At 61.5% G+C, this 20,495-nt stretch carries 17 protein-coding genes; 13 read left to right on the top strand and 4 right to left on the bottom strand.

Annotated features, from left to right (window positions below):
* Positions 1-46 precede the first annotated feature (46 nt).
* Together M0D67_RS04525 and dut are read left to right on the top strand one after the other, a co-directional pair.
* Positions 47-1,066: an LLM class flavin-dependent oxidoreductase gene (locus M0D67_RS04525; RefSeq protein ID WP_154565869.1), complete on the top strand. Its 1,020-nt coding sequence runs from the start codon at positions 47-49 to the stop codon at positions 1,064-1,066.
* A gap of 14 nt (positions 1,067-1,080) precedes the next feature.
* Positions 1,081-1,527, top strand: coding sequence for a dUTP diphosphatase (gene dut, locus M0D67_RS04520; RefSeq protein ID WP_266237495.1), 447 nt, complete (start codon positions 1,081-1,083; stop codon positions 1,525-1,527).
* Positions 1,528-1,663: 136 nt separating this feature from the next.
* Here dut and clpA read toward each other — a convergent pair whose 3' ends face one another.
* Together clpA and clpS are read right to left on the bottom strand one after the other, a co-directional pair.
* On the bottom strand, positions 1,664-3,961 hold the full coding sequence (gene clpA, locus M0D67_RS04515) for an ATP-dependent Clp protease ATP-binding subunit ClpA (protein ID WP_074282414.1): 2,298 nt from the start codon (positions 3,959-3,961) through the stop codon (positions 1,664-1,666).
* Complete coding sequence (gene clpS, locus M0D67_RS04510) at positions 3,958-4,272, bottom strand: ATP-dependent Clp protease adapter ClpS (protein ID WP_006050100.1); 315 nt, start codon at positions 4,270-4,272, stop codon at positions 3,958-3,960. The genes clpA and clpS overlap by 4 nt, the downstream gene beginning before the upstream one ends.
* A gap of 553 nt (positions 4,273-4,825) precedes the next feature.
* Here clpS and M0D67_RS04505 point away from each other — a divergent pair.
* Positions 4,826-5,032: a cold-shock protein gene (locus M0D67_RS04505; RefSeq protein WP_007180614.1), complete on the top strand. Its 207-nt coding sequence runs from the start codon at positions 4,826-4,828 to the stop codon at positions 5,030-5,032.
* Positions 5,033-5,204: 172 nt separating this feature from the next.
* Here M0D67_RS04505 and M0D67_RS04500 read toward each other — a convergent pair whose 3' ends face one another.
* Positions 5,205-6,023, bottom strand: a complete 819-nt coding sequence (locus M0D67_RS04500) for a hypothetical protein (RefSeq protein WP_266237492.1) — start codon at positions 6,021-6,023, stop codon at positions 5,205-5,207.
* 302 nt (positions 6,024-6,325) lie between these two features.
* Positions 6,326-7,582: an NADP-dependent isocitrate dehydrogenase gene (icd, locus tag M0D67_RS04495; RefSeq protein ID WP_154565866.1), complete on the bottom strand. Its 1,257-nt coding sequence runs from the start codon at positions 7,580-7,582 to the stop codon at positions 6,326-6,328.
* Positions 7,583-7,913: 331 nt separating this feature from the next.
* On the opposite strand from icd, the gene M0D67_RS04490 reads away from it, so the two are divergent.
* From M0D67_RS04490 to M0D67_RS04445, 10 genes are all read left to right on the top strand, one after another.
* Positions 7,914-8,483: a pseudouridine synthase gene (locus tag M0D67_RS04490; RefSeq protein WP_054042670.1), complete on the top strand. Its 570-nt coding sequence runs from the start codon at positions 7,914-7,916 to the stop codon at positions 8,481-8,483.
* A gap of 466 nt (positions 8,484-8,949) precedes the next feature.
* On the top strand, positions 8,950-9,144 hold the full coding sequence (locus M0D67_RS04485; RefSeq protein WP_041758551.1) for a hypothetical protein: 195 nt from the start codon (positions 8,950-8,952) through the stop codon (positions 9,142-9,144).
* 145 nt (positions 9,145-9,289) lie between these two features.
* Complete coding sequence (locus M0D67_RS04480; protein WP_168435940.1) at positions 9,290-9,796, top strand: DUF192 domain-containing protein; 507 nt, start codon at positions 9,290-9,292, stop codon at positions 9,794-9,796.
* Positions 9,797-10,110: 314 nt separating this feature from the next.
* On the top strand, positions 10,111-12,216 hold the full coding sequence (gene fusA, locus M0D67_RS04475) for an elongation factor G (RefSeq protein ID WP_168435939.1): 2,106 nt from the start codon (positions 10,111-10,113) through the stop codon (positions 12,214-12,216).
* A 203-nt stretch (positions 12,217-12,419) separates the two neighbouring features.
* Positions 12,420-12,935, top strand: a complete 516-nt coding sequence (locus M0D67_RS04470; RefSeq protein ID WP_154565865.1) for a cupin domain-containing protein — start codon at positions 12,420-12,422, stop codon at positions 12,933-12,935.
* 18 nt (positions 12,936-12,953) lie between these two features.
* Positions 12,954-13,973, top strand: coding sequence for a HoxN/HupN/NixA family nickel/cobalt transporter (locus tag M0D67_RS04465; RefSeq protein WP_171926107.1), 1,020 nt, complete (start codon positions 12,954-12,956; stop codon positions 13,971-13,973).
* Between the two features lie 333 nt (positions 13,974-14,306).
* Positions 14,307-15,971, top strand: coding sequence for an ABC transporter substrate-binding protein (locus M0D67_RS04460; protein ID WP_154565863.1), 1,665 nt, complete (start codon positions 14,307-14,309; stop codon positions 15,969-15,971).
* Positions 15,972-16,063: 92 nt separating this feature from the next.
* Positions 16,064-17,074 carry an ABC transporter permease gene (locus M0D67_RS04455; protein ID WP_154565862.1) on the top strand — a complete coding sequence of 337 codons (1,011 nt, stop codon included), beginning with the start codon at positions 16,064-16,066 and terminating at the stop codon, positions 17,072-17,074.
* The gene (locus tag M0D67_RS04450; RefSeq protein WP_266237485.1) at positions 17,071-17,949 is read left to right on the top strand and encodes an ABC transporter permease; all 879 of its coding nucleotides are present in this window, start codon (positions 17,071-17,073) and stop codon (positions 17,947-17,949) included. The genes M0D67_RS04455 and M0D67_RS04450 overlap by 4 nt, the downstream gene beginning before the upstream one ends.
* The gene (locus M0D67_RS04445; RefSeq protein ID WP_154565860.1) at positions 17,946-20,117 is read left to right on the top strand and encodes an ABC transporter ATP-binding protein; all 2,172 of its coding nucleotides are present in this window, start codon (positions 17,946-17,948) and stop codon (positions 20,115-20,117) included. Before M0D67_RS04450 ends, M0D67_RS04445 begins: the two co-directional genes overlap by 4 nt.
* Positions 20,118-20,495 lie beyond the last annotated feature (378 nt).

The raw sequence follows: 20,495 nt of genomic DNA, 5'->3' as shown, positions 1-20,495 counted from the left end.
GCCGCGAGCGCCTCTAGCGCACCGATTCATCTGGAGCAGTACTGACATGACGCTACTTTCCGTGCTCGATCAAACGCCCGTGATCGACGGGCACTCAGTGGCGGACGCAATCGCCGCCACCGTCGAACTCGCGCAACTGGCTGACGACCTCGGCTACACGCGCTATTGGTGCGCCGAGCATCACGGCTTGCGCGGCGTGTCGAACCCGTGCCCCGAGGTGATGCTGGCGCGCCTCGGCAGCGTGACCAAACGCATTCGAATCGGCTCAGGTGGCGTGATGCTGCCGTACTACAGCCCTTTCAAGGTCGCCGAGCAATTCATGATGCTCGAGGCACTGTTTCCGAACCGTATCGACCTCGGCGTAGGACGCGCCCCAGGAGGCGACATGCGCACGGCGCAGGCGGTCGCGGCCGGTGCCTACAATCGCGGCGAGATTTTTCCGCAGCAGGTCGCCGATCTGGTCGGCCTGATGCACGGCACACTGCCCGAGGATCACCTTGGGCACGGCGTGCTGCTTCAACCGCAAATCGCTACGCGTCCCCAATTGTGGGTACTCGGGTCGAGTGAATTCGGCGGCCTGCTGGCGGCGCAACTCGGCATCCGCTTTGCGTTCGCGCATTTCATCAACGCGCATTTCGGGCATCAGGTGGCGCTGGCTTATCGTGAACGCTTCAAGGCTAGCCTGGAAACAGAACAGCCCTATCTGGCCGCCTCGGTATTTGTGATTTGCGCCGACACCGAACAGGAAGCCGCCGACCTGGAAAAAGCGGTCGACCTGCGCCGCGTGCAGATGGCCCTTGGCCTGAATGCGCCGATTCCGACGGTCGAGCAAGGCGCTGCGCAGGAATACGGCGTGCGTGAGCAACTGGTGATCGACCGCGAGAAGCCGCGCAGCATCATCGGCACGCCGGAAACCGTCACTGAGCGGCTGCATGCCTTGCAGGAGCAGTTCCAGGCCGATGAATTGATCGTGCTCACCGTAGCGGGCAGCTATCGCGCCCGGCTGCGCTCCTATGAACTTCTCGCCGACGCGTTCCAACTCGGACGCCCGGCCTCCACTCCTTAACCCTTCGAACCTGCATGAAACTCGACCTGAAGATTCTCGATGCGCGCATGCGCGAACAACTCCCGGCCTACGCAACCACCGGCAGCGCGGGCCTCGACCTACGCGCCTGCCTCGACGAACCGCTGCCCCTCAAACCCGGCGAAACCGCACTGGTGCCGACGGGTCTGGCGATTCACGTCGCCGATCCGGGTTACGCGGCGCTGATCCTGCCGCGTTCGGGTCTGGGTCATAAACACGGCATCGTGCTGGGCAACCTGGTCGGGCTGATCGATTCAGATTATCAAGGGCAACTGATGATTTCGACCTGGAATCGCGGCACAACCACGTTCGTATTGAATCCGATGGAGCGCCTTGCCCAACTGGTGATCGTGCCGGTCGTGCAAGCTGAATTCAACATCGTCGACGATTTCGAGACCAGCGAGCGTGGCGCAGGCGGGTTCGGCAGCACCGGCAAGCACTAAGCCCTATCGATCGATAAGCGTTGAAGCCTCGCTTGCTTCCAACAAGCGCTTCGCGCAACGCAAAAAGCAGAACGGCGCGGGGTTCAACCCGCGCCGTTCTGCTTTCAGATGAGACTGAAACGCTTACTCGACCGACTTACTCAACCTCAACCGCTTCCGGATTCGGATTACGCGGCGCCGGATGCTCGTCGAAGGTCAACTGCACCTTGTCTTCCGCATCCACGTCGACCGTCACGCGGCCGCCGTTCATCAGCTTGCCGAACAGCAACTCGTCGGCCAGCGCACGACGGATCGTGTCCTGGATCAGACGCTGCATCGGCCGCGCACCCATCAACGGATCGAAACCGTGTTTCGCGAGGTGAGCACGCAGCGCGTCGGTGAAGAGCGCATCGACCTTCTTCTCGTGCAGCTGATCTTCCAGTTGCATCAGGAACTTGTCGACCACGCGCATGATGATTTCTTCATCGAGCGAGCGGAAGCTGATCGTTGCGTCCAGACGGTTACGGAACTCCGGCGTGAACATGCGCTTGATGTCGACCATTTCGTCGCCGGTTTCCCGACGATTCGTGAAGCCGATCACCGCCTTGCCCATTGCCTCGGCGCCCGCGTTCGTCGTCATGATGATGATGACGTTGCGGAAATCCGCCTTGCGGCCGTTGTTGTCCGTCAGCGTGCCGTGGTCCATCACCTGCAGCAGCACGTTGTAGATGTCCGGATGCGCCTTCTCGATTTCGTCGAGCAGCAGCACGCAGTGCGGCTTCTTCGTGACGGCTTCGGTCAGCAGACCGCCCTGGTCAAAACCGACATAGCCCGGCGGCGCGCCGATCAAACGGCTCACCGCATGACGCTCCATGTATTCCGACATGTCGAAGCGGATCAATTCGATCCCCAGCGTGAAAGCCAGTTGCTTCGCCACTTCCGTCTTGCCGACGCCCGTGGGGCCGGAGAACAGGAACGCGCCGATCGGCTTATCCAGCTTGCCGAGACCCGCACGCGCCATCTTGATCGCGGCCGACAGTGCGTCGATGGCCGGGTCTTGCCCGAACACCACGCTCTTCAGATCGCGATCCAGCGTTTGCAGCTTGCTGCGATCGTCTTGCGACACGCTTTGCGGTGGGACACGAGCAATCTTCGAGATGATTTCTTCGATCTCGTTCTTGCCGATGGTCTTCTTCTGCTTCGACTTCGGCAGGATGCGTTGCGCCGCGCCCGCTTCGTCGATCACGTCGATCGCCTTGTCCGGCAGATGACGATCCGTGATGAAGCGTGCCGACAACTCAGCCGCCGCCGACAGTGCGCCCGACGAATACTTCACGCCGTGGTGCTCTTCGAAGCGCGACTTCAGCCCGCGCAAGATCGCCACCGTCTGCTCGACGGTCGGCTCAGTCACGTCGACCTTCTGGAAGCGGCGCGACAATGCCGCGTCTTTTTCGAAGATGCCGCGATATTCCGTGAACGTGGTCGCGCCGATGCACTTCAAAGTGCCCGACGACAACGCCGGCTTCAGCAGATTCGACGCGTCCAGCGTGCCGCCCGACGCAGCGCCGGCGCCGATCAGCGTATGAATTTCGTCAATGAACAGAATTGCGTGCGGACGTTCCTTCAATTCCTTGAGGACCGTCTTCAGGCGTTGTTCGAAGTCGCCGCGATACTTGGTGCCGGCGAGCAGCGCGCCCATGTCGAGCGAATACACCTGCGCATCGGCCAGAATATCCGGCACTTCGCCGCGCGTAATGCGCCAGGCGAGCCCTTCGGCGATCGCGGTCTTGCCGACACCGGCCTCACCGACCAGCAGCGGATTGTTCTTGCGGCGGCGGCATAGCACCTGGACCACGCGCTCGACTTCCGACTCGCGTCCGATCAGCGGATCGATGCGGCCGTCTTTCGCCATCTGGTTCAGGTTCTGCGTGAACTGGGCGAGCGGCGTTTCCTTCTGCGCGGCGGCTTCGTCGGACTCGGCATTCGCGTCGCTCGCTTTCGCGGCGTCCGTGCTGCTGGTCTTGGCAATGCCATGCGAGATGAAATTCACCACATCCAGACGCGTCACGCCCTGCTGCTGCAGGTAGTACACCGCATGCGAATCCTTCTCGCCGAAGATCGCCACCAGCACATTCGCGCCGGTCACTTCCTTCTTGCCATTCGAGGTGGATTGCACATGCATGATCGCGCGCTGGATCACACGCTGGAAACCCAGCGTGGGCTGCGTGTCGACGTCGTCCGTGCCAGGCACGGTCGGCGTGTTGTCATGAATGAAGTTGCGCAGGTTCTGGCGCAGATCCTCGATATTGGCCGCGCATGCACGCAACACCTCCGCCGCTGTTGGATTGTCCAACAGTGCCAGCAAAAGATGTTCGACCGTTATGAACTCGTGCCGCGCCTGGCGTGCTTCCATGAACGCCATGTGCAGGCTGACTTCCAGTTCCTGGGCAATCATGCTTCCTCCATCACACACTGCAGCGGATGCCCGGCCTGCCGTGCGTGGGTAACGACTTGCTCGACTTTGGTCGACGCGATGTCCCGCGTATAGACCCCACAAACTCCCCTGCCCTCGCGATGCACCTTCAACATCACCTGCGTTGCGGTTTCACGATCTTTATTGAAATATTCCTGCACGATCATCACGACAAATTCCATTGGCGTGAAGTCGTCATTCAGCAGCACTACCTTGTACATGGAAGGCGGCTTCAGCTTCTTTTCCTGCCGCTCCAGTACGGTGCCGTCCTGCTTGTCCGGGATAATCGCCATACACCCATTCTAAACAACTAGGACAGGCCCGCAATCCTGTCAAAACCCGGCCGACCGGCCGGTGAGCCCGTTCGCTCCCGCCTGATGGGTAAATACCCCCAAGCGGTGCGTCGTTCGACGAGCCGATTGCGGAGCCGGCCCCTATCCTGTGATGCGTCGCGGCCGTGCTGCGCCGCAGTCGGATCGAGTATCGCACAACCTGCCCATACTGGCTGACGGCACGCGCCCGGCCAGCGGACGGCGTGCGACCCGCAGAACAGCATGTGAGTCGATTATGCGACTTTTCAAGACAGCACGCTTGGGCAACCGCACATAAGAAAACAAAAGCGGGAAAAACCCTGGAAAACGCCTGTTTGCAACGCGACAACGACATCTCAAAATTTTCTTGACACTCGAATAAAGAGCCTCAACAATCAAGCTGGCACTTTTTTCACTGCGCCATAAATCGAAAAAATGCCGATGGTGAGCTTGTGAGGAGGGAGCGGCTGCATCGCGCGGCCGTCGAGCTTTTCGAGGGCTCGTGGTAGTGACATGAGTTACAGGGGAAGTTGGAATGGCAACTGGTACGGTCAAATGGTTCAATGACGCAAAAGGTTTCGGATTCATCACGCCTGACGAAGGTGGTGAGGATCTGTTTGCACACTTCTCGGCCATCCAGATGAATGGGTTCAAGACCCTCAAGGAAGGTCAAAAAGTAACCTTCGAGGTCGTGCAAGGCCCGAAAGGCAAACAGGCATCGAACATCCAGGCACCTGCCTGAACCTGTTCGTTACCCGTCCTTTGAAACCCGGCTCCGTGCCGGGTTTCTTTTTTTGGGCGGCGCGTTCTAATTTGAGGCGGATTGCCACTGCGGCTACCGTGGCTTGAAACGTCGACAAAGCGAATGTCTCAAATACTGGACACCCGCTTTCCTTTCCGAACGCTTTCGATAGTCACCCGTTGGCGGCCGCACGACTACCCGCCGTCGCACGTTGTAGCGCCAGACTGCGAGCGAGATCGCCTTCGTACACTGCAATGCCCTGGTGCCGCAGATTCGACCGCGCATCGACCGCTGGCGTGATACCGATGCTTGCGATGAGGCGGCAAAATGCATAGTCCTCGGACAGATACAACCGCGACTCCGGATCGATCATGGTGTCGAAGAACGCGTAGAGGAATGCCGCCGGCTCGCCCGTATCCAGTTCCGGACGGCCTGCGAGCCTCGAACGGCAATGAAGCTCAGGAAAGCGTTGCATCAGCGCCAGAAAGACTTCTCGCTTGATCAGCATGAAGCCGGTGGGCGCATAGAGAACGTCGAAAAAGCCGTCAGCGTCGGCTTCCAGTACATCTCCCCGCACTATTGCGGGGTACATGGCGTGGCGGGCGCGAAAATCGGCCTTCGTCGAACCGGCCGGGACCGCCTGCTCCAGACCGGCGGCCGGCCACCCATCGTTCTTCAGCGGATAGACGCCGGCCACCACCGGCCGATCGGCCTGCAACAGGCGAACCACATCCGCGCCTTTGAAGCCGATATCACCGTCGATCCACATCAGATGCGTGAAGCGGGCATCGGCGAGAAATTCCGCCACCATGGTGTTGCGCGCGCGAGTGATCAGACTGTCGAAGCTGTTGAAGTTGACCCGCAAGCCGAAGCCTTGTTGGGCCGCCTCGTCGTAGAGGTCGAGAAGTCCGAGCGCGTAGTCGGTCGTCACGACCGCGCCATAGCTGGGGGTGGCGACATACACATTGGCAACGGAATCTTTGTGGGTCATCGTTTTGTCACTCTCACGCAGGGAAGTTGGTTGGGTTCGCCGGCAGGTGGGCGCGCCTCGCTAACAGGCGGGCGCGATTTCCAGCCGGGCGTACCGTACCCGACGGGGTGCGGGGAGTTCTCGATATTGGTCGGATGCGACCTCTTGAAACGTCGTAACGTGACGTGGCGTTTTGAGCAAACGCTGTAGGAATGCATGAATCGCATGCAGATGCGCTTCATGCGCTGTAAAACAAAAAACCCCGGCCACCTCACGGCGCCGGGGTTTTGTTGACTCAGGCTGGAAAAACCAGCGCGAATCGCTTACATATTTTCGATCAACACCTGGCCAAAGCCCGAGCAGGACACCTGCGTCGCGCCTTCCATCAAGCGCGCGAAGTCATACGTGACCCGCTTTTGCAGAATCGACTTTTCCATCGACTTGATGATCAGGTCGGCCGCTTCAGTCCAACCCATGTGACGCAGCATCATTTCAGCCGAGAGAATTTCCGAACCCGGATTGACGTAGTCCTTGCCGGCGTACTTCGGCGCCGTGCCGTGCGTGGCCTCGAACATCGCGACCGAATCCGACATGTTCGCACCCGGCGCAATCCCGATACCGCCGACTTGCGCGGCCAGCGCGTCTGAAATGTAGTCGCCGTTCAGGTTCAGCGTGGCGATCACGTCGTATTCCGCCGGACGCAGCAGGATCTGCTGCAGGAACGCGTCGGCGATCACGTCTTTCACCACGATGTCGCCGCCCGTTTTCGGGTTCTTGATCTTCATCCACGGACCGCCGTCGATCAGCTCCGCAGCGAATTCCTTCTGCGCCAGCGCATAACCGTAGTCGCGGAACGCGCCTTCGGTGAACTTCATGATGTTGCCCTTGTGCACCAGCGTGAGCGAGCGGCGCTCGTTGTCGATCGCATACTGGATCGCCTTGCGCACGAGGCGCTCCGTGCCTTCGCGCGACACCGGCTTGACACCGATCCCTGAGGTTTCCGGGAAGCGGATCTTCTTCACACCCATTTCTTCGCGCAGGAACTTGATGACCTTCTTCGCGTCTTCCGACCCGGCGGGCCATTCGATGCCGGCATAGATGTCTTCCGAGTTCTCGCGGAAGATCACCATGTCGATCTTCTCCGGCTCACGCACCGGTGAAGGCACGCCCTTGAAGTACTGCACCGGGCGCAGGCAGACATACAGATCGAGGTCCTGACGCAGCGCGACGTTCAGCGAACGGATACCACCGCCGACCGGCGTGGTGAGCGGACCCTTGATCGAGACGACGTATTCCTTCAGCACCTGCAGCGTTTCTTCCGGCAGCCACACGTCCGGGCCGTACACCTTGGTCGACTTCTCGCCGGCGTAGATTTCCATCCAGTGGATTTTCTTCTTGCCCGCGTAGGCTTTTTCTACCGCGGCATCCACCACCTTCAACATCACCGGCGTGATGTCGAGGCCCGTACCGTCGCCTTCGATATACGGAATGATTGGCTGGTCGGAAACGTTGAGCGAGAAATCTGCGTTGACGGTGATCTTGTCACCGCCGGTCGGAACCTTGATGTGCTGATACGGCATGATCGGACTCCAGTGAAGGCTGTGCTGAAAGCTGATGGGAGACTGCGAAAACCGGGTGCTCCTCGCTACGCGCAATGCCGGACGCCCGCGAGCGGCCTGGTCGTCTATTCTAGCCCACGCCGACGCAGCCACGAGCCGGTATGCCGCTCGGGGTTTTCCAACATTGTCGAAAATCAAAATCAGTCGCTCGTTTAGTCTTATGTCTTATATAAGACAGAGGACTTGCAGCAGATCATTATGCATTATTATTCCGCCATTTACTACCGAGCCAGCGCCCCTCCTGGCCTGCGCGGCACGCTCCCGCCGCCGCTCGACCTTCATCGATTCCTCTATGCGACTCCTCGCCCTGAACAAACCGTTCGGCACCATCTGTCAGTTTTCGCCGCATGAAACGCGGGCGTCGCTGGCCGACTGGGTGAAAGTGCCCGGCATCTATCCGGCGGGCCGGCTCGACTCCGATAGCGAAGGGCTGCTTCTCCTTACCGACGACGGCGCGCTGCAAGCGCGCATCGCCGAGCCGCGTCACAAACTTGTCAAACGTTATTGGGCACAGGTGGAAGGCGCAGTCGATGATGCCACGCTGAAGAAGCTCGCACGCGGTGTCGACCTCGGCGATTATGTGACACGGCCCTGCCGCGCCGAATACGTCGAGCCGACCGACTCGCTTTGGACTCGCACGCCGCCGATCCGCTATCGCGCCGCGATTCCGACCACATGGATCGAGTTGTCGATCACTGAAGGCAAGAACCGCCAGGTACGACGCATGACCGCCGCAGTGGGTTTCCCGACATTGCGTCTCGTGCGTGCCGGTATCGGCGCACTCGATATTTTTTCGCTTGGGCTGCAGCCGGGAGAGAGTGTCGAGTTGCCGCTGAAGGCCCCATGGGAAGGCATCGCCTGAACGCATTTGCATGCGCGCCATGTCTGCACCGAACCCACACTGAACCCGCATCGAACCGCTATTTTGACCCCCCGGCGAGAAAGCTAACTCGTTGTATCCGCAAACAAAATAGCGCGTGAAACCAATATGAAAAACGCGTGAAACAATTGCGTTCACGATCGCTCTGCGGCCATTCATTTGCTTCAGCACGTCGGCATATAAATTTTCCACGAAATTCACGTCAACCGGTGCGCGAGCTCAGGCGTTATTCGACGCAGATGCCGCCCGAAGCTATCCGGCATTCAGCCTTAAGGGCCTTTGCACACGCCGCTCTCGCGGTGAGTACGGGGAGTCTGAGCGCTAAGCAGACGCGTCGAAAAAATGTTCGATGCGGCTGTCAACCGAAAGGTGGATGGCACGTTTACCGACATGACTCTACATATAACCGGGTCATTTGGTTAATCAACTAAAGCTGAGGATTCACAAAATGAACAAACTGATCGCCGCTCTGGTCGCTGGTCTCTTCGCAACGGCAGCATTCGCACAAGCTTCGGCACCGGCAGCAGCTTCGGCAGCTCCGATGGCAGCAGCTTCGTCGGCAAAGAAGACCACGAAGCACGCTCACAAGAAGTCGCACAAGAAGGCAGCAGCAGCAGCTGCAGCTTCGGGCGCTTCGGAGTAAGTTTGTTGTAAAAACGCAGTCAAGAACTAGCTTCATTGCCGTTCTTACGGCGTTGAAAGGCAGATCACCGCAAGGCGATCTGCCTTTTTGTTTTTGACGCGCTCGCGTAACATTCGCGAGTTAAATTTCAGCAAGGAGTCATGCCGTGCGATTTCCCATGCGCTCGTTGATTGCGCGTTTCGCTGTTGCCGTTGCACTGCCGCTCGCCGCGATGTCGTTCGCCGCGACCACCGCTGCCCCCGCTCATGCGCAACAGATGCCGGCGGGCGCTAAGCAGCCCGGCGACTTTCCGCGCGCAAAGCTGACCGCGGGCATGTTCGTGATCGACGCAGCCGTCGCCGCTAACGACGCCGATCGCGAACAGGGTCTGATGTATCGCACGACCCTCGCGCCGAATGAAGGCATGCTGTTCGTCTTCAATGAAAACGCCGTGCATTGCTTCTGGATGAAGAACACGTTGATCCCGCTGTCGATCGCTTTCATCCGCGCCGACGGCACGGTCACCGACATCGACGAGATGCAGGCCGAGACCACCAACAATCACTGCCCGAAGAACAACGGCGTGTATGCGTTGGAAATGAGCAAGGGCTGGTTCTCGTCGAAAGGCATCAAACCGGGCATGAAGATCCAGGGCTTGCCGGCCGCACAATAAAGGCGCGTCGACCACGACGACACCCTGCCGAGTCTTCAGCGGCCGCTTTTCACAAAAAGCCGGTGCCTTTCGCGAGGCGCCGGCTTTTTTCCATTCAGCGCGGGGCGGGTGATGCCCGGCACCACCCGGCAGAGGCCGGCGCCGTCGCGCGAGCCCATACCAGCAGGCCTTCACACGCGGCTGGCAAGATTCCTGCAAAAGACAGGCCGACGCGCTATCCTAGTATTCTTGGTAAAGCAGCATCCAAGGCTCCCCGGGCAGCACAGACTGCCGCCCGGCAAGCGTTTCAGGCGCGCCATTTCAAGGAGGTTCACGTGCCCCGCAAGACTCCCATCGAGCGCTACCGGAATATCGGCATTAGCGCTCACATCGACGCCGGCAAAACCACCACCACTGAACGCATCCTGTTCTACACAGGCGTGACCCACAAGATCGGCGAGGTTCACGACGGTGCTGCGACGATGGACTGGATGGAACAGGAGCAGGAGCGCGGCATCACGATCACATCGGCTGCCACGACTGCTTTCTGGAAGGGTATGGCCGGCAACTATCCGGAACACCGGATCAACATCATCGACACCCCGGGTCACGTCGACTTCACAATTGAAGTTGAGCGCTCGATGCGCGTGCTCGACGGCGCCTGCATGGTGTACGACTCGGTCGGCGGCGTGCAGCCGCAGTCCGAAACCGTGTGGCGTCAGGCGAACAAGTACAAGGTGCCGCGCATTGCGTTCGTCAACAAGATGGACCGCGTCGGCGCGGACTTCTTCCGTGTGCAACGACAGATCGGCGATCGCCTGAAGGGCGTCGCGGTGCCGATCCAGATTCCGGTCGGTGCGGAAGATCATTTCCAGGGCGTGGTCGACCTCGTCAAGATGAAGGCGATCTACTGGGACGAAGAGAACCAGGGCATCAAGTTCGAGTACCGGGACATTCCGCCCGAGCTCGAGGCGACCGCGAAGGAGTGGCACGACAAGATGGTCGAGGCTGCCGCTGAAGCGAGCGAGGAGCTGCTCGACAAATACCTGCACGGTGGGACGCTGACCGAAGATGAAATCAAGCACGGCATTCGTGTGCGTACCATCGCCAACGAGATCGTGCCGATGCTGTGCGGCAGCGCGTTCAAGAACAAGGGCGTGCAGGCCATGCTCGACGCGGTGATCGACTATTTGCCTTCGCCGCTCGACATCCCCGCGATTACCGGACACGACGAGCACGACAACGAAATCGAGCGGCATCCGAAAGACGACGATCCGTTCTCCGCGCTCGCCTTCAAGATCATGACCGACCCGTTCGTGGGCCAACTGATTTTCTTCCGCGTGTATTCGGGCGTGGTGAATTCGGGCGATACCGTCTACAACGCGACCAAGGAAAAGAAGGAACGCCTTGGCCGGATCCTGCAGATGCATGCGAACGAGCGCAAGGAAATCAAGGAAGTCTACTGCGGCGACATTGCCGCGGCAGTCGGCCTGAAAGAAGCGACCACGGGCGACACGCTGTGCGATCCGCAACACGTGATCATTCTTGAAAAGATGATCTTCCCGGAACCGGTGATTTCGCAGGCCGTCGAGCCGAAAACCAAGGTCGACCAGGAAAAGATGGGCATCGCGCTCAATCGTCTGGCGCAGGAAGACCCGTCGTTCCGCGTGCAGACGGATGAAGAATCCGGCCAAACCATCATCTCCGGGATGGGCGAGTTGCACCTGGAAATTCTGGTCGACCGGATGAAACGCGAGTTCGGCGTCGAAGCGACCGTCGGCAAGCCGCAGGTTGCTTACCGCGAAACGGTGCGCAACAAGGTCGAAGACGTCGAAGGCAAGTTCGTCAAGCAGTCGGGCGGCCGCGGCCAGTACGGCCACGCGGTGATCACGCTCGAACCGTCGGCGCAAGGCAAAGGCTACGAATTCGTCGACGCGATCAAGGGCGGCGTGATTCCGCGTGAATACATTCCGGCAGTCGACAAGGGCATTCAGGAAACACTGAAGGCCGGCGTGCTGGCGGGCTATCCGGTGGTCGACGTGAAAGTGACGCTGACCTTCGGTTCGTACCACGACGTCGACTCGAACGAAAACGCGTTCCGCATGGCCGGTTCGATGGCGTTCAAGGACGCCATGCGCAAGGCCAAACCGGTACTGCTCGAACCGATGATGGCCGTCGAAGTGGAAACGCCGGAAGACTTCATGGGCAACGTGATGGGCGATCTGTCGAGCCGTCGTGGCATGGTGCAAGGCATGGAAGACATCGCCGGCGGTGGCGGCAAGCTGGTGCGCGCCGAAGTACCGCTTGCGGAGATGTTCGGCTATTCGACTTCACTGCGCTCGGCAACGCAAGGTCGCGCGACGTACACGATGGAGTTCAAGCACTACGCTGAAACGCCGAACAACGTCGCGGAAGCCGTGATCAACGCAAAGCAGAAGTAAGCGCCGAGGGTTGCAACACGCCATGTGCTGCGACCCGCGATGCAATGAAGGCTGACAGCAAAAGGCCCGTCCCCTGTGGATGGGCTTTTTTTCGTCCGTGACACCGCCTGGAGCAGCCGGCAACACGCACGTTTTTGAACGTGCAAAAATGCCAAACGGCGCCGGGCCGACCGCCCGGACTAACGCCCTCAAGGAGACACACCATGAGCCAGGATCACGAACACCCGCACTACAAGGATGAGCAACCGCCGGCGCCGATCGATTGGCGCGAGCACGGCGTCAAGGTCATCAAGGGCGACCAGCTCGACAGCAATACCGCGCAAACGCCGGGCATGAATCGCGCGGCGGCGATCAACGCGGCGCGCGTCGGCGCGCAGAAAATCTGGGCCGGCACCGTGACGATCCATCCGAATGCAAAGACCGGCGCGCATCATCACGGCGCGCTCGAAAGCGTGATCTACGTGGTGCGAGGCCAGGCACGCATGCGCTGGGGCGAGCATCTCGAGTTCACCGCCGAAGCCGGCCCGGGCGACTTCATCTTCGTGCCGCCCTATGTGCCGCATCAGGAGATCAACGCCAGTACCGACGATCCGCTCGAATGCGTGCTGGTGCGCAGCGACAATGAAGCGGTGGTGGTAAATCTGAACATCGACGCGGTGGAAGCGCCGGAAACGGTCTTCTGGGTCGATCCGATTCACAAGCATCCGCACGATCACTAAACTTCTATCACGCAACTCATGACGCCGACTGCTTCGCTGCGCCCTCGCCTCATCACGCTGTATGCCGTCCTGATCGCCGCCAACCTCGGCGCGTGGGCGTGGGCGCTGATCGCGTTTCGCCACTATCCGCTGCTGCTCGGCACCGCGCTGCTCGCGTATGGCTTCGGTCTGCGCCACGCAGTGGATGCGGACCACATCGCGGCGATCGATGCCGTTACGCGCAAGCTGATGCAGGCGGGCAAGCAACCGCTCGGCGTGGGCCTGGCGTTTTCGCTGGGCCATTCGACAATCGTGATCGCGGCGACGATCGGCATTGCGTGGACTGCGCATTCGCTGCACGGCCGCTTCGACACCTTCAAGGCGGTCGGCGGCACGATCGGCACCGTCGTCTCGGCAGTGTTTCTGCTGGTGCTGGCGTGCGTGAACCTCGTGATTCTGCGCGACGTGTGGCGCCGCTATCGCCACGTCCAACGCGGCGGCGAACTCGCTGCTGAAACGACGGCAGGCGTCGCGCCCGCCGGTCTGCTGTCGCGCGCATTGCGGCCGATGTTCCGGCTCGTGACGAAAAGCTGGCACATGTACCCGGTCGGCGTGCTGTTCGGTCTCGGCTTCGACACCGCGACCGAGATCGGCCTGCTGGCGATTGCCGCGTCCGAAGCCGGCAAAGGTCTGCCGCTGTATTCGATCCTCGTGTTCCCGGCGCTCTTCACCGCGGGCATGACGCTGGTCGATTCGACCGACAACGTGCTGATGGTCCACGCCTACGGCTGGGCCATGGACGATCCGAAACGCAAGCTCTACTACAACGCGAGCATCACGTTCGTTTCGGCGGTGGTGGCAATCGTCATTGGCGGCGTTGAAGCGCTGGGCCTGCTGTCGGACAAACTCGGTTTGAGCGGCGGCGTATGGGATGCGGTGGCGGGTCTCAACGAACGCTTCGGCGTACTGGGTTACGGCATCGTCGCAACCTTCATGGCGTGCTGGATCGGCTCGGTGCTGTTCCATCGCTGGCGCCGCGCCGGCATCGTTGCACGGTAAATCCAACGTGCCTTCGCAGAAGACCGGCATGGTTTCCACGGCGGCGACGACACAACGGCAGTTTCCGCGCTGCGGCATCCTGCGCTTTTGCGCAACCGTGCGAGACAGCCCGCCGAGCGTTGTCGTGACGACACACGCCGGCCCTTTTATACGCCAAACGGCGACCGGACCGCGCAGCAAGCGCGCCGAACCGATGGGCAATCGCTTACACTGAAACCGCTTTTCAGCACTGCAGCGCGCTGCAGCTTTTCGTCATTGCAATAAAGTCGCCTGTCGCGTGCATCTGGCGCGGCCCTTCAGAACCGACAGCAGAACGGACTGGATACTCCATCGATGAAGACTCCCGCGGACCGATTTCTCGAACTCGACCTAGCTCGCCACACCGCCGACGCCTACGGCAACCACGCCATCGACGAATTCATCGCCGGCCGCATCACGCGCCGCGATCTGCTGCGCTATGCGAGCGTGATCGGTTTGTCGCTGGCCGGCGGCGGCGTGCTGAATGCGCCGCGAGCCCGCGCGCAAGGCGCACCGAGCCCGTCCAACCAGACGATCCGCGTGGCCCACCTGACGCCGGCCGGCGCCGTCGATCCGCTCACCGTGAACGATGCCGCGAGCCTCGCGCTGCTGAATCAGACCGGCGAATTCCTGATCGACGACGACGGCGAAAAACTCGTGCTGAAGCCGGCGCTTGCCTTGTCGTGGAAGCCGAACGACAAGGGCGACGTGTGGACCTTCACGCTGCGCCCGAACGTCAAATTCCACGACGGCCAGGCATTCACCGCCAAAGACGTCGTCGCCACCTTCGATCGGCTCGCCGATCCGGCGAGCGGTTCGGCGGCGCTCTCGGTGCTCAAGGGCGTGCTGTCGAAAGGCGGTGCGAAGGTCGTCGACGAACACACGGTCGCCTTCCATCTCGATGCACCGAACGGCAACTTCCCGTACTACGTTTCCTCGGACAATTACAACGCCGTGATCCTGCCCGCGAACTATGCGGGTGGTTATGAAAAGAGCTTCATCGGCACCGGTCCGTTCAAGCTCGAAAAGTATCAGGCGAAGGTCGGCGCCTCGTTCGTGCGCAATCCGGACTACTGGGGCGACAAAGCGTTACCGCAACGCGTACAGTTCTCGTTCTACGCCGACGAACAGGCACAAATGCTCGCGTTGCAAGGCCACCAGGCCGACGTGATGGGCACCTTCACCGTGCAGGGCGGCGCCGGCATTCTGAACAATCCGGATTACAAGGCAATTGGCGTGAAGTCGAGCGCGCATCGCCAGATTCATATGCGCAACGACAATCCGTTGTTCAAGGACAAGCGCGTGCGCCAGGCGCTGGCATTGTCGCTCGACCGCGACGTGCTGGTGCGAGGGCTGTTTAAGGGCCGTGCACAGATCGGCAACGACAGCCCGTTCGCACCGGTATTTCCGTCTTCCGATGCAGGCGTCGCGCAACGCAGGATCGACATCGCGAAGGCGAAGCAACTGCTTGCGCAAGCGGGCGTGCCGAACGGCTTCGACGTCACGCTGACCACCGAGAAGTACATGGAGATTCCCGATCTCGCGGTGGTCGTGCAGAACGCAGCGAAGGCGATCGGCGTGCGCATCAATCTGAAGGTGGAGAGTCAGTCGCTGTACTACGGCGCGGGCACACCGGGGAAATCGGATTGGCTCGACTCGCCGCTCGGCATCACCGATTACGGTCATCGCGGCGTGCCGAACGTGTTTCTGAACGCGCCGCTCACCAGCACCGGCACGTGGAACGCCGCGCACTTCAAGAACCCGCAATACGATCAACTGGTCGCGCAGTTCGTCGCGGCAGTCGACCTGGGCACGCAAAAGAAAATCTCCGGGCAGATTCAGACGCTGCTGCTCGACGAAACGCCCGTGATCATTCCGTTCTTTTACGATCAGTTGATCGCCATGCGCAAGGGTGTGAACGGCGTGCGCTTCACCGCACTCGCGCAACTCTATTTCGACCGCGCGGTGTTGAGCGCGTGATGTGGATGCAAAAGCGGTTTGAACGTAAAAGCGGTTTGACGCGAAGGCGTTGAAAGCATGAGCGCACGGCACTTCTTCGGCAGGAGATCACAATGTCGACCACGGTGACCCCTTCCGCCGCTCCGGTCCCCACCGGCAACGCCGGCCGTGTCGCGCGATTTCTGGCGACGCGGGTCGGTTTGTCGTTGATTACGCTGTGGCTGCTGTCCGTGATCGTGTTCGCGGGCGGCCAGTTGCTGCCTGGCGATATCGGCCGCGCCGTGCTCGGGCCGCTCGCCGATGCGCGCGCGGTCGCCGCGCTCAATCATCAGCTCGGCGCGGACCGGCCGCTCATGACGCAATACGTCGAGTGGATCTCGCATTTCGTGCGCGGCGACATGGGGCTTTCCTATGCGTACCGTGAACCGGTTGCGCCGTTTATCGCCGACGCCCTGGCGCATTCGGCCAAGCTCGGTCTGCTCGCGTTTATCGTCGTCGTGCCGCTCGGCATTGCGGGCGGTGTGTGGTCGGCCATGCACGCGGGACGCTGGCTCGATCGCACCATCAGCATCGCCGGTTTGTCGGCGACCGTGGTGCCGGAGTTCGTCTCGTCGATCGTGCTGATTCTGGTGTTCGGCGTGTGGCTGCGTTGGTTGCCGATCGAAGCGTCGTATCCGCCCGAAGCGAGCGCGCTCGAACAATTGCGGTATCTGATTCTGCCGGTGCTGCCACTGGTGTTGGTGTTCTTCGGCTACATCGCGAGAATGGCGCGCGCGGGCACCGTCGAAGCGCTCGATGCGGACTACACCCGCACGGCAATCCTCAAAGGCTTGCCGCGCCGTACCGTGATCTGGCGGCACGTGTTGCGCAATGCGCTGCTGCCGACCATCACCGTCGCCGCCACGCAGCTCGGCTACATGATCGGCGGCCTCGTGGTGGTCGAGACGCTGTTCCACTATCAAGGTATCGGCTCGCTGATCTACAACGCCGCCAAGGCCAAGGATTTTCCGATGCTCGAAGCGGGCGTGCTGACAATCGGCGTGGTCTACACCGCCGCCAACCTCGTCGCCGATGCACTGCATATCCTGCTCAATCCGCGACTACGAGTGAGGAGCGCCGAATGAGCACCATCGTTCCGCCGGCCGCGCCGCCCGCTCCACGCCCGGCTACTGAACCGCGCTTCGACCAGTTGCGCGTCCTGCTGCGCTCGCCCACGTTTGTGGTCGGCGTGTTGATCGTTGGATGGTGGGTGGTCTGCGCGATCGCCGGGCAATGGATCGTGCGGATCGACCCGTACGCATCCGATCCGCTCAACTCGCTCACACCGCCCGATGGCACGCATTGGTTCGGCACCGATCAGCTCGGTCGTGACGTGTTCTCCCGCGTCATTGTTGGCGCGCGCGACATTCTGACCATTGCGCCTTTGGCGACCCTGCTCGGCACGGTCGCGGGAACAGCCCTCGGCTTGATCGTCGGCTATTTCGAGGGCTGGGTGGACAACGTCGTGGGCCGCGCGATCGACGCTGTGCTCGCGCTGCCGCTCGTGATCGTCGCGTTGCTCGCGCTGGCCGCGGTCGGCGCATCGAACTTCACCGTGATCTTAGTGATCGGCATTACCTTCACGCCGATCACCGCGCGCACAGTACGCGCGGCCGTGTTCGCCGAACGGCATCTGGACTACGTCGCCGCAGCGCAACTGCGGGGCGAACGCGCGCCGTACATCATGTTCGCGGAGATTCTGCCGAACGTGCTGCCACCGATCATCGTCGAGGCGACCGTGCGGCTCGGGTATGCCATTTTCGCGGTCGCGACGCTGTCGTTTCTCGGCTTCGGCATTCAGCCGCCTTCCGCCGACTGGGGGCTCGCGCTGTCCGAGTCGTACACGCTGATGGCGGGTGGCGCATGGTGGACCGTGGTGTTCACGGCCGGCGCCATCGCCTCGCTCGTGGTCGGCGTGAATCTGATCGCCGATAGCGTGCAAGGAGTGCTCGACCGATGAACGGCCCGCCGCCCGCCTCGTTCCCCGCCTTCGACGTGTCGAAAAGCGATCGCACGGATGCGCTGACTGTCGTCGGCCTGACAGTCACGTACCGGATGCGCGGACGTGATCGTGAAGTGCTGCAGGACGTATCGTTTCGCGTACGGCGCGGCGAAGCATACGGCCTCGTCGGGGAATCGGGCTGCGGTAAATCGACGGTCGCAATGGCGGCGCTGCGCTATCTGCCACGAAACGGCAAGGTGAAGGCGGGCAAGATCATCATCGCCGGCCAGGACGTGCAGAAGCTCGACGCCGACGCGTTGCGCTCGATGCGAGCAAACGCGATTTCGATGGTCTATCAGGATCCCGGGCGCGCATTAAATCCGTCACTGACGATCGCGCGGCAAGTCACGGAAGCCTTCGAAGCGGCCGGTGTCTCGCGTAACGAAGCAGTGCAGCGCACGGTCGAGATACTGAAGCGGGTGCGCATAGCTTCACCCGAACGCGTGATGGACAGCTATCCGCATCAGTTGTCGGGCGGCATGCAGCAGCGTGTCGTGATCGCCATGGCGCTCGCGTCGAACCCCGCCTTGCTGATTCTCGACGAACCGACCACAGGCCTCGACGCCACCGTCGAAGCAGAAGTGCTCGACCTCGTGGCGCAACTGCGCGAAGAACTCGGCACCGCGGTGCTGTTCATCAGCCACAACCTCGCGGTGATCGGCCGGATGTGCGAGCGCGTCGGCGTTCTTTACGCAGGCAAGCTGGTCGAGGAAGGCGCCACCCAGGACGTGTTCGCGCGGCCACGTCATCCCTATACCGTTGGACTGCTGCGCTGCTTGCCGACCGCGGGACGCAGCAAGGACACCGAGCGGCTCGACACCATCGCGGGTAATTTGCCCTTGCCCGGCTCGGTCACGCAAGGCTGCATTTACGCGGACCGTTGCCGACTCGCCGACGACCGCTGCCGCCGTGAAGCACCGCCGCCGTATCGCGTGAGTGCCGCACACGGCGATCAGATGTCGCGCTGCCATTACCACGAACGCGCGATCGAACTGCCGCGTGCGTCCGCGGAAGGACTGCCCCTGCATGACGTTGCGTTGCGTGACGGCGAGCGCCCTGCTCTCGTGCTGCGCGCGGAAAAACTCTCGAAAACATTCCACGTATCCGGCGCTCCGCTGCGCGCGGTCGACAACGTTTCGATCGATCTCGCCAGTGGCGAAACGCTCGGCCTCGTCGGCGAATCCGGCAGCGGCAAGACGACGCTCGCGAAATTGATGCTTGGCCTGCTGACGCCCGATGCGGGCAGCGTGCTCGAACTCGACGGCACGCCACTCGCCGCGCGCGTCACGCGACGCAACGACGAGCAGGTCAAGTCGCTGCAGATCGTGTTCCAGAATCCGGACTCGGCGCTCAATCGCGCGCATTCGGTGAAGCGGCTGATCGGTCGTGCGTTGTCACGCCTCGCCGCGCTGCGCGGCGCTGCAATCGACGAACGGCTCGCTGCGTTGACAGCGGCGGTGCGTTTGCCCGAACGCTATCTCGGCTCGCGCACGCGTCAGTTGTCCGGCGGACTCAAGCAACGCGTGGCGATCGCGCGCGCGTTTGCCGGTGAGCCACGCGTGGTGGTTTGCGACGAACCCACGTCCGCGCTCGACGTCTCCGTGCAGGCCGCGATCCTCAACCTGCTCGCCGATCTGCAACGCGAGCGTGGCGTGAGCTACGTGTTCATCTCGCATGATCTGCACGTGGTGCGCTATCTGTCGGATCGCATCGCGGTGCTGTACCTCGGCCGGCTTCTGGAGATCGGACCGGCAGCCGCGGTCTTCGGCGGACCACACCATCCCTACACCGAAGCGCTTCTGTCTTCGGTGCCGACACTCGACGCCCGCGGCAACACCGCCCGCGTACGGCTGTCCGGCGATCTGCCCAGCGCCGCATCGCCGCCGTCCGGTTGCGTATTCCATACGCGCTGCCCGCGCAAACTCGGGGCGATCTGCGAGCAGCAAGACCCGCCCTTCCTCGAAGCCGGCAGCGGTGACGCTGGCCAGCCGTCCGCGCATCGCATCCGCTGCCATATCCCCGTCGACGACCTGCGTGTGCTGCAATCCGCCGCGCGCGACAACACCGGCAAGGTCTCCGGCAGCGGCTCGGAAAACGCACCGGAAAACACCGCGCGCAACGAATAACGCGCAATAAGGCGGCCTTCCGGCCACGCGTTTCATCATCGAAACATTTTCCTGCGTTTTTTCCTCGCGGGCATCGCACACCCCTATTCGACGCCCGTCGCCGCAAGGCTTTGCGGGCAGTGGCATGGATATCGCTAAGTACCGTCCATACATTCGAAGCCAAAGAGATCGGAAAAGAGTCGGAAGCGCCGCTTGTGCGAATCGCCGTGGCAAGAAGCGATACGCGACGCAGCGCACCCGGACGGTACCGGCTGACGTGCATGCAAGCGCTTGTCGGCGCACCGGCTACGGTGCCGGGAAGACAGTGATGGTGTTTGACTTGCATCCGCAAAACAGACTCGGGGGGCGATGAGGCCTGCGTTCAGACAGGCCCACCGT

The organism is Paraburkholderia sp. SECH4 (assembly GCF_030511745.1).
Lineage (GTDB): Bacteria > Pseudomonadota > Gammaproteobacteria > Burkholderiales > Burkholderiaceae > Paraburkholderia > Paraburkholderia madseniana.
This window is presented reverse-complemented; position numbering and strand designations above follow the sequence as displayed.